General features: G+C 36.3%; 11 protein-coding genes. All 11 read right to left on the reverse strand.

Annotated features, from left to right (window positions below; all coding sequences use genetic code 11):
- Window positions 1–88: 88 nt before the first annotated feature.
- Entirely contained in the window at window positions 89–1,465 is a 1,377-nt protein-coding gene (locus LC095_RS05450; protein WP_226527197.1) for a vWA domain-containing protein, read from the reverse strand.
- 273 nt (window positions 1,466–1,738) lie between these two features.
- A complete protein-coding gene (locus LC095_RS05455; RefSeq protein ID WP_226527198.1) occupies window positions 1,739–3,217 on the reverse strand; it encodes an alpha-L-fucosidase in 1,479 nt (492 codons plus the stop codon).
- 31 nt (window positions 3,218–3,248) lie between these two features.
- Complete coding sequence (locus LC095_RS05460) at window positions 3,249–3,680, reverse strand: RbsD/FucU family protein (RefSeq protein ID WP_226527199.1); 432 nt, start codon at window positions 3,678–3,680, stop codon at window positions 3,249–3,251.
- Window positions 3,681–3,795: 115 nt separating this feature from the next.
- Complete coding sequence (locus LC095_RS05465) at window positions 3,796–5,673, reverse strand: beta-L-arabinofuranosidase domain-containing protein (protein WP_226527200.1); 1,878 nt, start codon at window positions 5,671–5,673, stop codon at window positions 3,796–3,798.
- A gap of 154 nt (window positions 5,674–5,827) precedes the next feature.
- Window positions 5,828–8,122, reverse strand: coding sequence for a glycoside hydrolase family 95 protein (locus LC095_RS05470; protein WP_319005764.1), 2,295 nt, complete (start codon window positions 8,120–8,122; stop codon window positions 5,828–5,830).
- Window positions 8,123–8,139: 17 nt separating this feature from the next.
- On the reverse strand, window positions 8,140–8,970 hold the full coding sequence (locus LC095_RS05475; protein ID WP_226527201.1) for an amidohydrolase family protein: 831 nt from the start codon (window positions 8,968–8,970) through the stop codon (window positions 8,140–8,142).
- A gap of 28 nt (window positions 8,971–8,998) precedes the next feature.
- Window positions 8,999–10,015 carry a zinc-binding alcohol dehydrogenase family protein gene (locus LC095_RS05480; RefSeq protein ID WP_226527202.1) on the reverse strand — a complete coding sequence of 339 codons (1,017 nt, stop codon included), beginning with the start codon at window positions 10,013–10,015 and terminating at the stop codon, window positions 8,999–9,001.
- A 33-nt stretch (window positions 10,016–10,048) separates the two neighbouring features.
- The gene (locus LC095_RS05485) at window positions 10,049–10,978 is read right to left on the reverse strand and encodes an aldo/keto reductase (RefSeq protein WP_226527203.1); all 930 of its coding nucleotides are present in this window, start codon (window positions 10,976–10,978) and stop codon (window positions 10,049–10,051) included.
- A gap of 190 nt (window positions 10,979–11,168) precedes the next feature.
- Window positions 11,169–12,800 (reverse strand): ABC transporter substrate-binding protein, encoded by a 1,632-nt coding sequence (locus tag LC095_RS05490; protein WP_226527204.1) that lies wholly within the window; start codon window positions 12,798–12,800, stop codon window positions 11,169–11,171.
- Window positions 12,801–12,900: 100 nt separating this feature from the next.
- Entirely contained in the window at window positions 12,901–13,797 is an 897-nt protein-coding gene (locus LC095_RS05495; protein ID WP_226527205.1) for a carbohydrate ABC transporter permease, read from the reverse strand.
- A gap of 17 nt (window positions 13,798–13,814) precedes the next feature.
- Complete coding sequence (locus tag LC095_RS05500) at window positions 13,815–14,786, reverse strand: ABC transporter permease (RefSeq protein ID WP_413467457.1); 972 nt, start codon at window positions 14,784–14,786, stop codon at window positions 13,815–13,817.
- Between the last annotated feature and the right edge of the window lie 453 nt (window positions 14,787–15,239).

Genomic DNA, 15,239 nt, shown 5'->3' on the forward strand with positions numbered 1-15,239 from the left:
TTATATATTATTTGCCCAAAAGGTTAATTTATTAGTGTAAACAACCTTGATCAAAAATTTTTATGTATCAACCTCTTAAACTACTATCTTAATTCCCATTCTTCTTCTCAATGGCTTTATTAATTTTTTCATTTCCTTCGTCCACATATTCACGGTATTCCTGATTACCACTATCAACACTTTCTCTATAAAGCTGATTCCCCGTATCGACTGAATAACGCCATTTTTTATTTTCGTAATCTATTATTGCAGAAAACATTTTTGATGCTGGGTGATCATAATCATCAAATCTCTCCTTCAAGTATGCTTGTGCTTCCTTCATGCGCTCTTTCTCACGATTGCTTTTTTCTTTCATGCTTTCTTTTGTATTTTGAGCAAGCTCCGTTTTTTCTTCCTTTAAATTGAATGCTTGTTCTTTTCCAGCTTCTTTCCAATTAGTCCATTGTTGTTGAATTTCTTCATATTGAGCTCGCATATATTCATTTAATTCCTTCTCTGAATTTACATATGTAAACTCACCATTACCCGCGTTTGCTACTTCCTTTAAAAGAGTTTGGCCTTCATTGTCGACATCAAACCCAATAATATTCACAACTGTTTGAATATCTGCTGAAACTAAATTCTCAGCTTCTTTGACAGGTTCACCATCACAAGTTTCAATTCCATCACTCACAACGTATATAACAACATTATCTGTATTTTCAGGGATATCGTCCTTTACAGCTTGCAAACCAAGAGCAATAGGTGTCCACCCAACAGGCTTTACCTTACCCAATGCTTGTTGGAATGTTTTTTCATCAAAACTTTCATTATATAAATTTTCAGTACTACTACAAGATATTTTTTTATCAGCATCACTATTTGATCCTTTATGACCGTATACACGTAACGAAATAGTTGCATTCTCTGGTACTTGTTTCGCAAATTCCATAACCGCATCCTTTGCCGCATCCATTCTCGTTTTACTTCCTGCTTTTGCTGCCATACTTCCACTTGCATCTATTAAAATAGCATAGTGAGCTGTTTTTAAAGTAGGAGTATCCACTGTTTCATCCGGACGATTAATCGCTACCTCCACACTCGAATCAAATTGAAGCAGTGTCTGCATTTCTTCATGATAATCCTCAGCAAATAAATATAAGAGCTCCTCCATATACTGCTCTTCTGTGAGATTATCAGGTAATTGGTCAAGTGCTTCCTTTACTTTCTCCTCATCATATTGTTCACCACTAAAAATTCCTGGGTGTCGCAGCATTTCCTTTTCTATGTCGGTTAACTCCCGATCAATTCCTTCCATTTCATAATAGTTTGCTTCCTTAGGTGAATATGTTTTTTCTTTTCCATTCTCATTTTCTTTTTCGGTTTTCTTTGGTTCAACATCTGTTTGTGCCGGTTGAACTTCATCTGAAGAACAAGCTGATAGCATGATCGAAAGCATCGCTATCCCCATTAAAAGCCTCTTCATTTCCTCTCTCCTTCCTGTCACAAAAATAACAATGATTTCATATTACTGTATTTTTAAGTGGAATTTTCCTATATTAAGGAAAAAAGGAAAAAAGTATGATATTGTATTTTTAGATCTTTTGAATTAGGACTTAGTGAGGAAAAGGCGTTTTTTTAAAATAAAAAATCTCCGTAAATGTTGATAAAACAACAACTTTTACGAAGAATTCATTCTTACTGCAAAAAATAAGTCTAGTTCCCCGGTACTCATACTTTCACTATTACAAGGCCAAAACTAATCGACCAATAGCTTGAATACAACAGGCTTATTACTACTAACGTGGTCTGTAGTAATCTCCAGACCCTCTTCTGTCCGTTTCCAACTTGGTTTTTCATCAAATCCTAGAATAGAAATGTCTTTAATTATGCCATGAAAATGAGGTAGTTTTGATGCATCTTTTTCTGCGAGAGACTGGATATTTATTTTTCCATCTTGCGGATACTTTAGCACTGTTGCGTAAAGATAAGAGCCCTTTACAGTAAAGCGTATATCTTCTGAAGTAAATTCTTTAGATTTACTGTCTGTAAACTGTCCCTCTTGAATTTCTGTAGGTCCCTCACCAGACTTCCTCCACACTTTACTATCATAAATGGCTTCACCATTCACTTTTAGCCAATTTCCAATCTCGAACAATATAGATTTATCTTCATCAGGTATCGTTCCATCTGCTTTTGGTCCAATGTTCAATAATAAACTACCATTTTTACTCACGATATCAACAAGGTTACATATAATCTCATTGGCAGATTTATAATCATTATTTTCTGTATAGCACCATGAGTTTTTGGCTACAGACGTATCCGTTTGCCAAAAATAGGGCTTCTGTTCTGAAAACTGCCCTCTTTCTATATCTACTACTGCACTGCCAAACATAAAGGCATCATGTTTATAGTTAATAGCAACTTCCATGCCCCATTCATCGGCACGATTATAGTAATATGCAGCGAATTTTTTAAGATATGGTTTTACTGAATGATGCTGTATCCACCAATCAAAATACATGATTTTTGGACGATAACGATCGACTATTTCACAAGTGCGTACCAACCAATCCTCAAGAAATTCCTTTGAAGGAGAAGGGCTAAATAAGTCTTGATGATTAGGTTCCGGCATAGCCGCCCAATAAAAATCTCCCCTCGAAAGTGGTTCTTTAATGTCACTATCGAATTCTTTGCCATGGCTCATAAAAAACCAATGTTCAATTCGATGGGAGGAAGCACATAGTGGAATGTCTCTTTTTTCTAATGCATAACCTAATTCCCCGAGGATATCTCGTTTAGGTCCCATTTCCGAAGCATTGAAATGAGAGTAATTACTCTTATACATTTGAAACCCATCGTGATGTTCTGCAACAGGCATTACGTACCGGGCTCCGGCTTCTTTAAAAAGGTCTGCCCATTCATCTGGATCAAAGCGTTCTGCTTTAAACAGCGGGATAAAATCTTTATAGCCAAATTCCTTATGATGACCGTAAGTTTTAACGTGATGTTCAAATTCTTTTGACCCCTGAATATACATATTTCTTGAATACCATTCACTTCCAAAAGCGGGAACTGAATAAACTCCCCAGTGAATAAAAATGCCAAATTTCGCATCACGGTACCACTTTGCTAACTCGTACTTCGAAAGTGACTCCCAATTGTCCTCAAATTTTCCCTCTTTAATCACTCGATCAATTTCATTTAAATAATTAGTATATTTATTATCAGTCATCATCTTTCCTCCTCTAACGTCTAAGCAAAATTTATTCGGAGATAACACCTTTTTTTAGAATAATGTTTGCATAAAGAGCTTTTTCACCAGTTGCTATTATGGCATAGGCATTTTTTGCTCTTTCGTAAAAAGAAAATCTCTCTACGTATTCGAAGGGAATGTCTATTGAGGTTTGTGTGGCTACGATCGTTTTATACTCCTCCCAAATTGGTGTTTTAACAGGATCTCCTTTAACGACCTCCATTAGAGTGATGGGGTGTTTTGTATATGTATCAATTGGAAACAATTTCAAAATTGATTCTAGTATCTCTGTTGTTCTACTCCCATCATAGCGGATCACCTTACTATTATGACTTGCTGAAGGGAAGTTTCCATCAGCAAGTAGAATTTCATCTCCATGTCCCATTTCCATTAATATCTTTAATAGTTCAGGGGAAATTATTTTTGGTATGCCTTTTAACATTTTCATATACTCCTAATCTATCAGTTTTTTCTCTTAAGCCTTCAGACAGCAGGCTGGAACACGATTATCCGACTGCAATTTCCTTTCTTCCCTTCCTCTCAATTCATGAAAAAGATTACGATTTTCGAATTGGAAAATAAAGTGTATACTTTTCATCTGTCACATCAACTAGCGGAATAAATTTAAAGTTTGTGGACTGATTTTTAGTTTTATATGTTCCATCATTCCAAAAACTATGGTGTCTTTCGTTATGAGAAGCTAAGAAAGTATCTGGTTTATGATAATCTCCTACAATTTCCCTCTCCTCTTCAACTAGACCTGCTAAAACAAGTGGTCCATCCATTAACGCTACCATATTTTGTGAACCAAGCAGTGAAGAGACAGAAAGTTGTTTTGGAAATTCCAATGTTACCTGATCATGTTTCCATATTCTTTTCAAAAGAATAAATGAAGATTCGATCATATACTCTACTTCTTCTCCATTAATTTTCACAGTGGGTTCTCTTTTCACCCACCAAGGAATACGAATTTTCATCTCAAATTCAACTTGTGTATCGCACTCTATATGAAGAGCATGCAAATAGCGATCAGGTCGATCACTTGGAATTTGTGGTACATGCACAAATTGAATTTGCTCAAGCCCACTTTTATGAAAAGTTCGAATAGGACCAGCTCCATCTTGAGTTCTATTACGTAATTCTAGTTTTACATTTGTTTCTCCATACTTAAAACTAGTTCGTGAAGGAATAAATTGGCTGATCGTTATTCCATTTACTTGCCTATGAAAGATACATTGATCATAAGATGCTTGTGCTTGAACAAGTGTTCCGTGACAACACCAAAAATGCTTCGTTGGACTTCCCCAATTCTTCTTGCTTCCAGGTCCCATATCTAAAAAATATGAAACCATCCCTGTTTTCTTGTTCTGTTGCGACATGATTCCATTAAATAAATTCTTTTCCCAGAAGTCAGCATACTTTACGTCTCCAGTCCAACGGAACAAAAATTGGGAAAGTCGCATCATATTGTAAATAACGCAATGTTCCTGTGCTAAGCCTAATCTTGCAGTTAGGTTTTGAGGGGGTGTCCACACTTCACCACAAGACACTCCACCTGTACAATATGTTCCCCTCTTCACCACTGCCTCCTCCCAAAAAGCCTCAACAATGTTACGCCAGCGTATTTCTCCAGTTACCTCCCAAGCACGAGCAGCTCCTAATATTTCCGCTACTTGCGTATTTGCATGTTTATTTGTAAGAACATCCTTACCTTCAATAAGTGCATCAAAAAAACTTGGGCGATCGTACCTTTTGATTAATTCAAGATGTTCAGGCTTACCAGTAAGATCATATAAATCCACCCATGCTTCAAGCATTCCTCCTGTTTCATAATCTAAAATCTTATCCAGTTTTTCTCTTGTGAAAAATGTAGTCCAATGATAAAACCATTTTGAGAAACGGTCTGATATGTGTAAGGCCTCATCTATTTTCATCATTCTGTACACATCATGTAATCCCATAAATATTTTATGGATGGTATAATGTGGCGCCCATACTTGTCGCCCTTCCAATATCCTCTCCATATAACTCTCCGGAATTGCCGCTACCCATTCTCCGCCGTTTGCTTGCTGACATCTTGCAAGCTCCTGAACGATAAATAACGTTTTCGCTCTAAGCTCTTGATCACCCGTTTGTCCATAAACATAAGCTGAAGCTGAAAGCCAATGTCCTAAGAAGTGACCGCGCAGCTCACATGTTGGTGACTCCCAACCCCAATGCCATGTTTCTGGTCCTTTTTCTTCATCTTCACTATCAAAGGAAGTACTAGCACTTCCACTGTAACTCCATAAACCCGCTTGAAGATAAAAATTTCGTAGTAAGTTTTCCGTTGTTAAACTTTTAAGATATGAAGCATTCAAATGAAAACGATCCAAAAAGGGGCTATCAATTAACTTTATTGATCCTTGTTGAAACTCTTTTAAATTTTCGATCATCAACTATCACTCCAACATCTTTAGCATCTACTACATTTATAAAACCGAAGAAACCTACTTTACTCTTTTTTCATAAAGGAAGGAACTCCCCACTCATACCTTCGAAACTCTTAAACAAGTATTGTTTCCGCTTCCATTACTTCTTTAAAGGGATCTATTGTTTAACGTTCAGAGTATATGAACCATCTCTTTCCGTAGCAAAGCAAATTAGTCCGTCAGCTTCATGTAACCCATTAACATTTTTACCATTTGTATCAGTTAACGTATATGTACCTTTCAAGTTTAGTTTGCATTCATTTCCACTTAAGGAATGAATGACTGCCTTTTCTATTGAACCATTCTCCCAATACAAATCTGCTTCAAATCCGCCTCGCGCTTTTATGCCCTTAATAAAGCCTTTGTTCCACTTTTCAGGGAGGGCAGGTAGGAACTGTAGTGTTCCATTATGGCTTTGTAAAAGCATTTCAGCAATTCCGGCAGTACCTCCAAAATTCCCATCGATTTGAAAAGGTGGATGGTTGTCTAAAAGGTTCGGAAGGGTCGAGTGCTTCAGCATTTCTATGATATTTGTATAGGCAAGCTCTCCGTCCCAAAGTCTTGCCCACATGTTTATAATCCAAGCACGACTCCATCCCGTGTGACCCCCGCCATTTGCAAGCCTTCTTTCTAAAGTTGTTCTGGCTGCACGTGCAAGCTCTGGGGTATGAGAAACGGTAATTTGTTTCCCTGGATGGAGGGCAAATAAATGTGATATATGTCGATGGCCCAGTTCTGCCTCCTCATAATCCTCCATCCATTCCTGGATTTGTCCATATTTACCTATTTTCGTTTCTGGTAAGCGCTTTAAAATCTCAGTCAATTGTTCTCTAAACGCTTCGTCCTTCTCAAGAATTTCACTTGCCTCAATACATGCAAGAAATAATTCACTCAAGATTTGGCTATCCATTGATGGTCCAATACACAATGTTCCTTTTTGACCATTAGGAAGAATATAGGTATTTTCCGGTGAAACAGACGGGCTTGTAACCAGATATCCTTCTTCCGTTTCTACTAAAAAGTCTAAAAAGAAATCTGCTGACTCTTTCATAGTCTCATAGCTTTTATCAAGAAAATCTTTGTCATATGTAAATTGATAATGTTCCCATAAATGTAGGCAAAGCCATGCTGCACCCGTTTGCCAGTAGGTTGATGGAGGGTAAATATCCTGTGGAGCCGTATCCCCCCAAATATCAGTATTATGGTGTGCTACAAATCCTCTGCATCCATACATAACCTTTGCTGTATGTCTACCATTTACACGCATTCGTTCAATTAAGTCAAATAATGGTTCATGACATTCTGATAGATTACATACCTCAGCAGGCCAATAGTTCATTTGCACATTAATATTTGTTGTATATTTACTATCCCAAGGTGGTCTCATTTGGTCGTTCCAAATTCCCTGTAAGTTTGCCGGGAGTGTACCAGGCCTACTACTGGAAATAAGTAAATAACGTCCAAACTGAAAATATAACTCAATCAACTTATGATCTTCTAAACCGTTTTTGACCCGGTTGAGTCTTTCATCTATTGGCAATTGGAGGATTTCTTCACTTAATTCATCAGTCAAACTAATATCCATTCGTTTAAAATAAGCTGAATAATCCTCAATATGACGTTGCTTCAATTGTTCATAAGATTTCATAGCTGCTTGATCAATCTTTTTAAAGCATTCTTCTTCTGGATTAGCATGCCGAAAGGTCGATGCAGCTGCTAAGAATAATAAGACTGTATCTGCCTCACTTACAATTAGGTGCTCTCCAATCGTTTCTACCGTTCCTCCCTCTGGAAAGGCAGATAGCACAACAGAATAATCAGATCCACCGTTCCCCCCACAATTCCCTTTCATGACTATACTATTATTTCTTTTTGAAGATAAACTCTCAACATATCGATTCTGTTCTCTGGAAAGCCTAGCAGTAAATGAAATCGAACCTTTTTCACTTGATGTAACACGAATCACTGTTATTTGATCAGGGTAGCTGGAGAAAATTTCTCTGTTATAGCTGGTTTGATTCAAAGAGTAATCAACCGATACCATCGCTTTTTCTAAATCTAGCTTCCTTGTATATTCTTCGATCCCTTCATGACCAAAATGAAGAAACAAATCACCTAGCGTCATATAATGTCTTTGTGTTTCAGGTGTTCCCGATAAAGCATATTTTGCTAATTTTTCAGCTTCACTTAATCTTCCTTCCTGAAGTAATCCTCTAATTTTAGGAAGATTTTCCAATGCATCAGGATTGTTTCTATCTCTGAATCCTCCATACCAGATTGACTCTTCATTTAACTGAATTTGTTCTACTGAAGTTTTGCCAAATACCATGGCACCTAATCGACCATTCCCAATAGGCAATGCCTCATTCCATGTTTTTGCAGGCTTATTAAATACAATCATATTATTTTCCAAAACTGGTTTCCCCCTTATTATTTTAATGAATAAAATCGAGAACAGTTTTCACCTAATATTTGATTCTCGTAATCAGAAGCGTATTGTTTCACATAGTCTAATACAATGCCCATAACTGCTTCATAGGATTCGCTTACTGTGCATACAGGCCAATCAGATCCAATCATGACTCTTTCGGGTCCAAATGCATGAAATACACGATCAAGATAGACTTTAAAATCTTCTTTTCTCCAATTCTTCCAATCTGCCTCTGTAACCATTCCAGATACTTTCACATAAACATTTTTGTATTCTGCAAGTTTTGTAAGATTTTCCTTCCAAAATGAAATCTCTTTATTCTTAATATCTGGTTTACCGATATGATCTAAAACAAATAACTGTTCCGGAAATTTTTCTACAAGTTGGAGAGCATAAGGAATATGCTTTGGAAAAAGCAAAAGATCATATGTTAAGCTAAAATCTTTTAGCACACTGATGCCTCGTTGAAATTCTTCGCTTAGCATAAATTGATCATCAGCTTCATCATGGATCACATGACGAATGCCTCTTAAATAGGAGTTGTTCGCAAATTGATTTAACTGTTTTGTTACATCAGGTGAACAAAGGTCCACCCACCCTACAACACCTTTGATAAAATCAAATTTTTGGGCTAATTCTAAAAGCCATTTTGTCTCTTCTAAGCTTTGTCTAGCTTGAACAACGATCGTGCCATCAAAATGAATAGATGTTAAACGTGTCTTCAAATCTTCAGGTAAAAAGTCTCTTTTTAATTCAGACATATCGTCATCTATCCAGCCAAATTCCTTGTCATTATAGCGCCAAAAATGGTGATGTGCGTCAATTTTCATCAATCAAAAGATCCCTCACTTATTCCTATTATTCATACTCAATTACTGCCTTTATTACTTTTGCCTCAGGAGCTAGCAAATGCTTGAATTCTTGCGCTATTTCATTAAATGAACAGCGATGTGTAATTAAGTCCTTCAAGATCATGCTTGATGATTTTACAGCTTCGATTACTTCTTGAAAATCTTCCTTTGTTGCATTCCGACTTCCCATTAATGTTAGCTCTTTCTTATGAAAGTCAGGGTCATGAAACATGATGTCACCCTTTACTAATCCAACAAACACGATTGTTCCTCCATGTGCTGCGTATTGAAATGACTGATTCATAGATTGGATATTTCCTGTTGCATCAAATACAATATTTGGTAGGTCACCATTTGTCATGTCTTGGATTTTTTGGAGTGGTTCATTTGTTACGCATACTGTTTCATCGACATTCGCCCAGTTTTGGCAAAAAGCAAGCCGTTCTTCATTTATATCCATTGCGATGACACGAGCTCCTCTATATTTAGCAAACGCCATAACTCCGAGACCTATTGGTCCCGCACCGATGACTAAGACATTGTCACCTTCTTTTAAAAATGATCGCCTAACAGCATGGGCACCGATCGACATTGGCTCTAACATTGCAGCTTCATCAAGTGAAATTCCATCTATCTTTATCAAGTGAGACACCGGTACTGATAATGTTTCACACATTCCTCCATCTATATGAACACCGATAACATTTAAATCTGTACAGCAGTTCGTTTTCCCTGCTGCACATGCAACACATTCTCCGCAATGCCTATATGGGATAACCGCAACATGATCACCTTTTTTTAAACCACCATCATTTTTTTCAACTTCTTCAATGATCCCTGACAATTCATGACCTAAAATTCGGGGATACGTAAAAAATGGCTGATTTCCTTTATACGCATGGATATCTGTCCCACATATTCCAATTCGCTTAATAGCTACCAACGCCTCTCCTTTTTTTAAAGTAGGCTTTGCCATTTCGATCATCTTTAGGTCGTTTGGATTTTCACAAACAATAGCTTTCATTTTATATCCTCCCAGAATGGACTGAAAAAAGGATTACCAATCCTCACTTCTTCCACTAGACCATGTCTTATTGTGGATTGGTTCGAGAATAGCAAGAATCTCTTTTATAAAGTCTGTATCAATTGGATTATTTGCCCATTCGATATTCTTTTTAACATTTTCAACACTTGCTGTACTCACTAAAGTTGTTGGTACTTTTTCATTCGCTACCGAGTATTGAATAGCAAGCTTTGAAATGTCTACGCCATGTTGTTTACAAAATTGAGCTGCTTTGCTACATACATCTTTTATTTCTTGTGATGCCGGATGCCATTCCGGTACCGATCGATTGCTAAGTAGTCCCATCGATAGTGGGGATGCGTTCATCAAGCCGACCTGATTTTTTTCTAAAAGAGGAAGTATATCTAATAAAGAATTGTCATTTAATGAATAATGACAATAGGAAAGGATGACATCAAGATCGGTTTCGTTAAGTACTTTTTCAAATATGGCTAACGGTAAACCCGAAACACCAAAAAATCGAATTTTCCCTTCCTTTTTTAGTTGTTTGAGGGCAGGGATTGACTCCTCTATGATCTGTTCATAAGAACCAAATTCGATGTCATGCAAAAGCAAAATATCTACATATTCCGTCGATAACCTTTTTAGACTTTCTTCTACACTTGTCATTATTCTATTCTTTGAAAAATCAAATTCATGCTCTCCATATCTTCCCGCTTTTGTGGAAAGAATGAACTTCTCTCTCGGAATATCCTTCAGTGCTTTTCCAAGTACAGTTTCTGCCTTCGTTAACCCATAATAGGGTGAAACATCAATTAAATTCATTCCAAATTCTACTGCTGTATGAACCGTTTTCATTCCCTCATCCTCATCAATATCTCTAAACACAGAACCTAAAGACGAAGCACCATAACTAAGAACAGGAACGTCTAGCCCTGTCTTTCCAAGTTTTCTATATTTCATATGCCCTCCCAAAAAAGGTAATCTTCACATTGCATTGATACAAGGAACTTACCTAAGTATCACACGTCATTTAATACCTTCTATTTGTATATCTCAAAATATTTTTTATAAATAATCATAAAAATTAGAACCGATGAAGAGACCTTCATCGGCTTTTTATTCAATTGTTCAGTTAAATAAATCAGAACTTCTATAAACTAGAAGTGTCATAAGCTTCTTGCATAATTTCTAGATAACGTTTTAGATTTAATTGTTCAAATCCTTTCACGTATGAATCCCATTCTTTATCTAAATCTTTTGTGCCTGTAATAAACTGAAGAGAATTCTGCTCAATATAATCCATAATATTTGTCTGAATCATCGCAGCTTCATCTGCTACAGCTGGGTCAATCCAAATGGCCCAATGTGGGAAAACCTCAGAAGGCTCTTTCCCTTCATATAAATGTGTTGCTTCCTGCAATCTGCGCTCATATCCTTCTGCTGTATAAATATCAGTTGCTTGGACTAGCCCATCTCTATGTTCTCTTGAATGATAAAATTGCACCATTGATGTCCAATTATCATTACGTGGTTCTTCACCTTCTTCAAGCTGAATTTGTGCAAGTATAGGTTCAGCACTTTCCTCAATCGCTACTTCTCCTTCTTTAGGTTCCCTCCAGCTTTTATCCTTTTCCCCATAGTAACTGCGAATCAGCCCTTCCTCTGTAAACATATAGTCTACTAGCTTAATAGCAGCAATCTGCGCTTCCTCACTTGCCTTATTTGTTATAACAAATGCACCTCCAGGAGTGCTTGGGAAGTTGTAAGTTGCATATTCAAAGTTTGGTCCTTTCAGTGGAGCCAATGCATCGTAATCTTTAGAATACTCTTCATCTGTTACAAACACTCCTGGGTGCATCGCAGTTGATGCTCCAACAATTTGAATTTCTGCATTATTACCTAATTTTTGGTGTGCTTCAATATTCTGTGAAAAGGCACCTTTATCAATTAACCCTTCTTCATATAAGGACTTTATATAGGTTAATCCTTCCTTCCATTCTTCTTTATTTGCAGCTAAATCAACCTTTCCATTTTCCAAAAGCAACCTTGATCGGGAATCATCATATATAAAACCGTTCATTAAATATGGAATAATAGACGATTCAATTAGTGCTGGAGAACCACTCATTGGAACTTCATCCTGTTTTCCATTTCCGTTTGGATCTTGAGTTTTAAACGCTGTTAAGACATCTTTAAATTCTTCAATTGTTGTTGGCATATCCAAATCTAACTTTTCAAGCCAATCCGTATTCATCCAAAGTTTGTTTCCATATGAACAATGGAAACATTCATTTAAATGTGGCAATCCATAAATATTTCCGTCAGGAGCTGTTACCATAGATGCATAATAAGGATGATTTTCTAACACCTTTTTTATATTTGGAGCATACTCATCTATTAAATCATTTAATGGAAGTACTACACCTTGTTTTCCATAACGTAACAAGTCTGTTTGAGAAAACTGATCAACCCAAGGAACTAAGAAAAAGACTTCTGGGTAATCACCACTCGCTAGTGCGATATTTCTTACTTCACTTGCAGAAGTACCGTCATAAGTGGTTACTTGCCACTCTAAATCAATATTAAATTTCTCTTCAGCAAATTTAGTGAAGGAGTTTGTTTCTAAATCGGTTTCAGCATTTTGTGGTCCAAAAACCTTAATCTTAACAGGACCATCACCATCTTGCTGAGACACTTCTGTTTTTTCATTTGAACTACAACCAACTAAAGTAAGACTGACAATAAGCAAAAATGATAAAAAGTATAGCATCGTCTTTTTCATTTTAATCTTCCCCTTTTCATTAAATTGAAAGTCAATCTCAAAATCTGAATACACATATTTACTCCACATTCCCCCTTTCAACATTACCAATTAACATGCATTATCCTTTTACTGAACCAATCATCATACCTTTAACAAAGTGACGCTGAACAAATGGATAAATGAGCATAACAGGTAAACTTGCAGCAACAATTAAGGAGTATTTCATCAAATCAGCTAGCTGCTGTCTTTCCATCATTTCAGATGCTTCTATCCCACCTGTCCCTGTATTCAAGATAATAATATTTCTAAGGACCAACTGGAGAGGATGTAGATCTGGATTCTTTAAATAAATTAAGGCATCAAAGTATGCGTTCCACTGACCTACTGCATACATTAAAACAAGAACGGCTATAATGGGCTTGGCCAATGGTAGGACAACTGACCAAAGGAAACGTAAATCACTACAACCATCCATTTCACTTGCTTCTACTAATTCATCCGGTATGGAAGTTTGAAAGAAAGTACGTGCAATAATAACCTGCCAAACAGCAATAGCGTTAGGAATCAAGAGTGCCCATCTTGTATCAACCATACCTAACGATTGCACGACAAGATAAGTTGGAATCAATCCGCCATAAAAGAGCATGGTGAATACGATAAAAAACATCAGAAAATTTCGACCAAAAAATGTTCTTCTCGAGAGTGGATAGGCAATCAACACCGTCAATGTCACACTAATTAAAGTTCCAACTATAGTATAAAATAGAGAATTCATATAACCTGTTAGGATCTGAGCATTACTAAATAAAACTTCATACCCTTTAAACGACAGGTCAACAGGAAATAACCATACTTTGCCAGATGAAACTGCTTGAGGACTGCTTATAGATGCACTAACAATATAAATAAGTGGATAAAGAACAGCCACTAATAAAATGGATAGAAAAAGGTAAACTCCTGTTAGAAAAATTCGATCAGCAACAGATTCTTTTATTTTGTTTTTACGACCAAACATCATCTTGTCCCCCCTTATTACCACAAACCATTTTTAGAAATTTTCTTTGAAGTTGCATTTACAACCACAAGTAAGATTAAATTAATCACTGAATTGAACAGACCAACGGCTGTTGCAAAACTAAAGTTGGCATTTAACAAACCAATTTTATAAACATATGTTGAAATAACTTCAGATGTAGATAAATTAAGAGGATTTTGTAATAAAAAGACCTTTTCAAACCCTAGTGCCATAATGTTCCCCACACTGAGAATGAGAATAATCGTTGCAACAGGCATAATGCTCGGTATATCAATATAGATGATTTTTTGAAGTCTCGTCGCCCCATCAACCCTCGCAGCTTCATATTGGGAAGGATCAACACCTGAGAGCGCTGCCAAATAAATAATGGCTGAATAACCTGCATGCTGCCATACATCAGACCAAACATAGATGTCTCTAAACATGCCAGGCATACCAAGAAAGTCGATTGATTCAAGATTCAATAGTGAGAACAATTGGTTTATAATTCCAATCCTAGGAGAAAACATTAAAGTTAACATGGAAACAATGATAACAGTTGAAATGAAATAGGGTGCATATGTGACTAATTGAACTGTCTTTTTAAATACGCCATTTTTAATTTCATTTAAACATAGAGCCAATATGATCGGAATAGGAAACCCTACTGCAAGCGCATACAAACTAAGATAAAACGTATTTTTTATAAGCACCCAAAATTGTGGATTGTTAAAAAACATCTCAAAGTGCTTAAATCCAACCCACTCACTCCCCCATATTCCTTTCACAACACTATAATCTTTAAAAGCAATGACTGAATTAAGCATTGGGATATACTTAAAAATAAGAAAATATAAAACTGGTGGAATAACAAGTAGATAAAGTTGCCAATGCCTCTTTATTGACTTTTTGGCATTAGCCAAAATTGTTGACTTAACCTGTACTACACTCGAGTTAGGTGAAGTCTTATTTGCTATCTCGACTTTCAATTCAACCCCTCCAATCCTTTTTGTAAACGCTACCAATAGTTGAGAACTATTAAGTTGATACGAATGTAACATGAGCTTGATCAGCTTCATAGGTACAATTGAATATCACTAGGACAATCAAGGATAAATTGACCATAACGCATACCTAAAAAACATTATCAAAAACTCTCTAAGCTAAATGCCACTTCAAAATAAAAGACTTTTCTTACCTTCTCATAAATCATTCACATCCCTTTTTTTCTAACTCAAGTAACATCACAAAAACTACTTGAAATATTGCTTGAATAATACATAAAAACGTCAAGGTACAAATGATTTTTATCGGTACATCTTGTGTGTACTAAATATTTCATAAGGTTAAATCAAGTTTTACAGCACATATACGTCACTGATTTAGTCTACATTTAAATGTACAAGACAACCAACCTTGAAGAACAACAAAAAAACAAATAG

It is taken from the genome of Metabacillus niabensis (assembly GCF_020524345.1).
GTDB classification, from domain to species: Bacteria; Bacillota; Bacilli; order Bacillales; family Bacillaceae; genus Metabacillus; species Metabacillus niabensis_B.

What these genes read in the sequence shown, in the direction of transcription:
- LC095_RS05450 (WP_226527197.1), bottom strand. Translation starts at nt 1,465, where the DNA reads ATGAAGAGGCTTTTAATGGGGATAGCGATGCTTTCGATCATGCTATCA.
- LC095_RS05455 (WP_226527198.1), bottom strand. Translation starts at nt 3,217, where the DNA reads ATGACTGATAATAAATATACTAATTATTTAAATGAAATTGATCGAGTG.
- LC095_RS05460 (WP_226527199.1), bottom strand. Translation starts at nt 3,680, where the DNA reads ATGTTAAAAGGCATACCAAAAATAATTTCCCCTGAACTATTAAAGATA.
- LC095_RS05465 (WP_226527200.1), bottom strand. Translation starts at nt 5,673, where the DNA reads ATGATCGAAAATTTAAAAGAGTTTCAACAAGGATCAATAAAGTTAATT.
- LC095_RS05475 (WP_226527201.1), bottom strand. Translation starts at nt 8,970, where the DNA reads ATGAAAATTGACGCACATCACCATTTTTGGCGCTATAATGACAAGGAA.
- LC095_RS05480 (WP_226527202.1), bottom strand. Translation starts at nt 10,015, where the DNA reads ATGAAAGCTATTGTTTGTGAAAATCCAAACGACCTAAAGATGATCGAA.
- LC095_RS05485 (WP_226527203.1), bottom strand. Translation starts at nt 10,978, where the DNA reads ATGAAATATAGAAAACTTGGAAAGACAGGGCTAGACGTTCCTGTTCTT.
- LC095_RS05490 (WP_226527204.1), bottom strand. Translation starts at nt 12,800, where the DNA reads ATGAAAAAGACGATGCTATACTTTTTATCATTTTTGCTTATTGTCAGT.
- LC095_RS05495 (WP_226527205.1), bottom strand. Translation starts at nt 13,797, where the DNA reads ATGTTTGGTCGTAAAAACAAAATAAAAGAATCTGTTGCTGATCGAATT.